Raw genomic sequence first — 4,696 nt, 5'->3', positions numbered from 1 at the left:
TCGACCAGTGCCACCTCCTCAGGCTCACACCGGACCATTACGTTTCAGCCCTCACAAAGCTCAAGCAATACGCCGCATCGAAGGGAGAAAGCTCCGACTCGACAGGCCTCTTCGACACCCACCCCAACCTGCAGTACAGGATAGACGCGATCAACAAGGTGACGGGAAGATAGGTGATGGGTCATGGGTGATGGGTCATGGGCGATGGGCGGTACGGGAAAGATGCTGTCTTCCTATAACCTATGACCTATAACCCATTACCCGTCTCTTTCACCACTATCCTCCTTTTCCCCACCCCCGTCGTGAAGGGGTTTGTCGGGGTGAAGGTGGGGAGGGGGACTTCGAGGGAACCTTCCGTAACCGCTTCGTGAATGTCGGGCACCGTCATCGCGGCCCCGCGGGCCGCATTCGCGATGTCGCCGTCATCGACGGTGCCGATGCTGTGGAGAGACAGGAGGAGCAGGTCTTTCCCACCGCCGCGGACGATCTCAACGGAGTAGTTGATCAATCCCGGAATGGGGAACAGGGCCTCGTCGAGGTCAGGGATGGCAATGACATGACCTTTGCCGACGTGCACCCCGCCCTCGAACCTGCCCGCGATCCTGCCGAGGCGTTTGAGCACGGTGCCGCAGGCGCAGCGCTCGGCCATGAAATGAGAGATGTCCCCGGTGCGGTACCGGATAAGGGGCATTCCCTTCCGGGTAAGTGTGGTGAAGACGATCTCCCCCTGCCGCCCGTCGGCGCAAGGCAGGCCCGTGACGGGGTCCACGATCTCCACGTAGAGATCCGCTTCCCGGATGTGGTGACCGCTTACGGCCGCGCATTCGACGGCGAAGCCGAGGCCCGTCTCCGTCATCCCGTAATGGGAGAAGACGGGACAACCCCACAGCCTCCCGAGTTCCTCGACGATGGCCCTCGGGACGTAGTCCGTCGACAGGAGTACGCTCTTCACCCGGCCGGCCGGGATACTCCCGCTCCCCTTCCGTGCCATCCAGAGCGCCTGCGTGGGTATCCCGACGAGGCAGTCGATGCCGAACCTCACGACATCCGACAGCGCCTTTTCGACATCGCGCACCGGGCCGTGAACGATTCCCTCCACATCCATCCTGGCAAGCCCCCTTTTCAGAAGGTCACCCACGCTGTCCCTCTTTTCCCCCGGGAGGAGTATGAGCACCCGCTGCCCGGGGGATACGAGGGTGGACATGCCGTGATGGAAAAAGTCGATGGTGAGTTCCAGGTCCTCCGCGGTGAAAAAGAACCGCTTCGACGCGCCTGTCGTGCCCGAGGTGGTGAGGGTAACGACGCGCGCTATCTCGTCCTGAGAGACACAGAGGAAGCTTAAGGGGGAGTCCTTTATGTCCTGTGCCGTCGTGAAAGGCAGGGAAGCGACACTTTCCAGACAAGTGAGGTCCCTCCCGCAAAACCCCCTGAGGAGCCTTGCGTAGAAGGGGCTGTTCAGCTTCGCATAGTCCACCGCTCCGCGGAGCTTCTCAAGGTGATACCGATCAAGGTCATCCCGGGAGAGGAAGGGCGATACCTTCCTGCCGATTCCGATCTTCCCGGCGATCCATTCATCGAGGGGTGTTCTTGCTGGCCTATCTTCCACGGTAAAGCGTCTGCCCCGTTTCACTGGTGAGATTATACGCGCAGAAGGGAATGAGACGGCCGTCGCGTGACATTATGGAGATGCAGCAGTCCCGCAGCCGGTCGAGGTCGATGTTCCAGACGTCCTGAAAGGCCATGCAGGAAATGGAGAACCCGAAGTCCCTTCCCCTCTCCAGGAACGCGTCGAGGTCGATGACACCCTCGTCGGAAACGAGGGGTTTGCCGCCGGGGGCGTCCCTGTGTGCCGGAATGCCGGGCGCACAGCAGGATGAGGCGGGTGACCATTGCCTGGCCACGGTGGAAACGGTCCGCTGGAGCCCTTCCCTGCCGTCACTCGTCCCCCGGCAGCACAGGTCGGCCGACGGGGACGTCGCCTTCAGACGGCCGTCGGGCATCACAAGGAAACTGCCATGAAAGGAGCAATGGTCGTTCTCGGTGCCCGGCGGCAGGAAATTCCATCGGTCGCAAAGATCGCCCGCCTGCCCGGTGATCGCCGCGATGACCTCGGGGAGAGTGAACCTTCTTGCCGGTTCGGGTGCGACGTGATAGCGCCCGAAATAACTGAGAGGTTGAAAATGGACACCTCTCACGACGGGGCTCAGCTTCACGGCAAGGCGGAGGATAGATCCGATGTCGCCCGTATTCACACCCGCCACAAGGGTGGGAACGAGGACCACTCCCAATCCGGCCGCACCACACTCTTCGATGGCGGCCATCTTCACGTCAAGAAGCGGGCGGCCCCTGAGTTCCGTGTGTATCCGGTCCTCAGTTCCATCAAACTGGAGGAAAACGGTGGAAAGGCCCGCTTCGCGCAGCACCTTCGCGTAACCGGGCCTGCCGGCGATGAGGATCCCGTTCGTATTCACCTGGATAAAGAAAAACCCCTTCTTCACCCCCAGGGCCACCACTTCCGGCAGGTCCTCCCTGAGCGTGGGCTCCCCGCCGGACAGCTGTATGCTGCACGCGCCGGCCGCATCCATAACGCGATCATACCACCAGCTGATCGTCCGAAGGTCCGGCTCATCGGGCCGTATGGGATGGCGCGGTGTATCGGCGAAACAGACGGGGCACCCGAGGTTGCACCGGTTCGTGATCTCGAGGAGAACGGAACAGGGATACTGGCGGTGAGCCGCGCAGAGACCGCAATCGAAGGGGCACCCCCTCTCGACCCGGCCATAGAGGACCTCGGGGTGAGCGGGGCTCTTCGGTCGCGTCCAATCCTCATATCGCGGGTCGCCCCTCCAGACGGGCACACTCCATCGACCATGCTCGCCGCAGGATTTCTCCAGAAAAACCTCTCCGTCCCTCTCCATCAGGGTGGCTTCGACGAGCTTGAGGCAGACAGGACAGAGGCTCTCCGACCTCTTGACCACCCGTGCGGCAGGGGCATCACCCACGCGCGGTCTCCCCGGGGCGAACGCCATAGGCCTCGAGTATGGACAGCACCTTGTCGTAGGTCCCCACGATCAGCTTGAGACAGGCCTTCTTGTCGGGACTCACGGTGAGGATATCGACGCACTTCTTTCCGCCGTAGGGTCCTTTGGTCTGGCGCTCGAACCACTCTGCGAGATCGTAGATCGCGAAGGGAAGGTCGCCCTTCGCCGTCTCGTCGTCGGAACCCTTCCCCAGGAACAAAGAGATGAGACAGACACCTCCGAACAGAACGCCGCACGTCTCCCCGGCGTCAACTATGCCCTTGCACAACCCGCCGACGGCCCGCACGAGGTCCGGGTTCTCACGACCCATGCTCCTTAACATCATGATGGCCATTATCTGCGTGCAGCAATAGCCCATGCTGTTGAGCTTCGCCGCCTCCAGGACACGTTCGTTGAGTTCGATCACTTCACTATCAGCATTGGTTGTCATTGGTCCTCCTTGCAACGAGAAGATAGTACCCGATGCCCCTCCAGTCATGGAATGCCTTTGCGGGAGCAGCCCCGGCGGCCACATGGTACGGCGGCAACGAGCAGCCCGACATGATGAGCTCGGCCGCCAGCCTCCTGAGGTCGGCGGTCCTGTCCTCCCAGGTCACGATATCGAAACCAGACCGGGTCAGGCATTCCTCCAGACGGTCCCTGCCAAGGACCTCCATGCCCTGCGGCGCAGCCGACCCGGGAAAGAGGCGATACAGGTCGGAAAGAATGAGGAAGCCGCCTTCTTCCACGATCCTGGAGAACTCCCTCACCACCACCTCCGCGTTGGTGTGGGAGAGAACACACTCGCACAGGACGCCTTGAAAGGCGTCGTTCCTGAAGGGAATCTCTTCCATCCTTGCCCGCACGAGAGAACCCTCCCCGTCCTCGTCCCTCGCTGCCGCAAGCATCTCCATGGAAAGGTCGAGGCCGCAGCACCGAACCCCGTATCGTTCCCTGAGATGCCTGAGCGTCACACCGTTGCCGCACCCCGCATCAAGGACCCGGGCCTCGGGAGGCACACGGCACAGTTCGAGGGCCCTCGTCGTCAGGGTGAGTCCACCGGGCCTCAAGGTCCCGCCCGTCATCCTCTGAAGGCATGCCCTCCGTTCATCATTCTCCATGGCAGGCGCTACTTGTCCTCGAGCATCTTCTCGGCCTGGGCCATCCTCTGAGTGGCGTCTTCCTCGCTTACAAATATGCGCTGGCAGGAAGGACACGCAGGTATGTCGACACCGAAGGTCTCCTCCATGTATTTCAGCTTCACCGTGGCCAGCTCGAGTCTCCTGTCACACTTCGTACAGGTCCAGTCAAGCGTTTGCTGTTTCTTCGCGGGCATGTTGAACCCGTGCAGTATCTCCATGCGGTGGGAATAGGCCCTGTATATCCTGTACGCCCCGCCGTCCCGGCCGAACTCGACCCAATAGGTCGTCGTCGCCGGCGTGAAGTAGGACAGAAGATGTCCCGTGTCCGGGTGCATGTAGACATTTCCCGTTTCCTCTCCGAAATCAAGGACCTCTTGAATGTCCTCTTCCCTGATCCCCCTCTTCTCGAGGACGGCCTGAACATCGGCATCGATCAGCAGTCTTTTCCCTTCTTTCACCATCCGCTCTCCTTGCCATTAACGCGTTTGTCCACCCCATACCGGCGGTGGACAAACATAATTCCTATTATTGTTT

The 4,696-nt window shown here is 61.1% G+C and carries 6 protein-coding genes; 1 reads left to right on the top strand and 5 read right to left on the bottom strand.

All coding sequences use genetic code 11. From position 1 onward, the window contains the following. Positions 1-173: hypothetical protein (locus tag GXX82_09060; protein NLT23183.1), on the top strand; the 173-nt coding region annotated here is incomplete at its 5' end. A gap of 74 nt (positions 174-247) precedes the next feature. On the opposite strand, the gene GXX82_09055 is transcribed toward GXX82_09060, so the two are convergent. The 5 genes from GXX82_09055 to GXX82_09035 are packed head-to-tail and all read right to left on the bottom strand — an operon-like array spanning position 248 to position 4,356. Next, positions 248-1,606 carry a phenylacetate--CoA ligase family protein gene (locus GXX82_09055; GenBank protein ID NLT23182.1) on the bottom strand — a complete coding sequence of 453 codons (1,359 nt, stop codon included), beginning with the start codon at positions 1,604-1,606 and terminating at the stop codon, positions 248-250. Further along, entirely contained in the window at positions 1,596-3,029 is a 1,434-nt protein-coding gene (locus GXX82_09050; protein NLT23181.1) for a radical SAM protein, read from the bottom strand. Before GXX82_09050 ends, GXX82_09055 begins: the two co-directional genes overlap by 11 nt. Beyond that, complete coding sequence (locus GXX82_09045) at positions 2,995-3,471, bottom strand: C_GCAxxG_C_C family protein (protein ID NLT23180.1); 477 nt, start codon at positions 3,469-3,471, stop codon at positions 2,995-2,997. The genes GXX82_09050 and GXX82_09045 overlap by 35 nt, the downstream gene beginning before the upstream one ends. After that, positions 3,455-4,141, bottom strand: coding sequence for a class I SAM-dependent methyltransferase (locus GXX82_09040; protein ID NLT23179.1), 687 nt, complete (start codon positions 4,139-4,141; stop codon positions 3,455-3,457). The genes GXX82_09045 and GXX82_09040 overlap by 17 nt, the downstream gene beginning before the upstream one ends. 8 nt (positions 4,142-4,149) lie before the next feature. Further along, complete coding sequence (locus tag GXX82_09035; protein NLT23178.1) at positions 4,150-4,356, bottom strand: DNA-binding protein; 207 nt, start codon at positions 4,354-4,356, stop codon at positions 4,150-4,152. Positions 4,357-4,696: the final 340 nt, after the last annotated feature.

This window comes from Syntrophorhabdus sp. (assembly GCA_012719415.1).
In the GTDB taxonomy this organism is placed as follows: domain Bacteria; phylum Desulfobacterota; class Syntrophorhabdia; order Syntrophorhabdales; family Syntrophorhabdaceae; genus Delta-02.
This window is presented reverse-complemented; position numbering and strand designations above follow the sequence as displayed.

What these genes read in the sequence shown, in the direction of transcription:
- GXX82_09050 (NLT23181.1), bottom strand. Translation starts at nt 3,029, where the DNA reads ATGGCGTTCGCCCCGGGGAGACCGCGCGTGGGTGATGCCCCTGCCGCA.
- GXX82_09035 (NLT23178.1), bottom strand. Translation starts at nt 4,356, where the DNA reads ATGCCCGCGAAGAAACAGCAAACGCTTGACTGGACCTGTACGAAGTGT.
- GXX82_09040 (NLT23179.1), bottom strand. Translation starts at nt 4,141, where the DNA reads ATGGAGAATGATGAACGGAGGGCATGCCTTCAGAGGATGACGGGCGGG.
- GXX82_09045 (NLT23180.1), bottom strand. Translation starts at nt 3,471, where the DNA reads ATGACAACCAATGCTGATAGTGAAGTGATCGAACTCAACGAACGTGTC.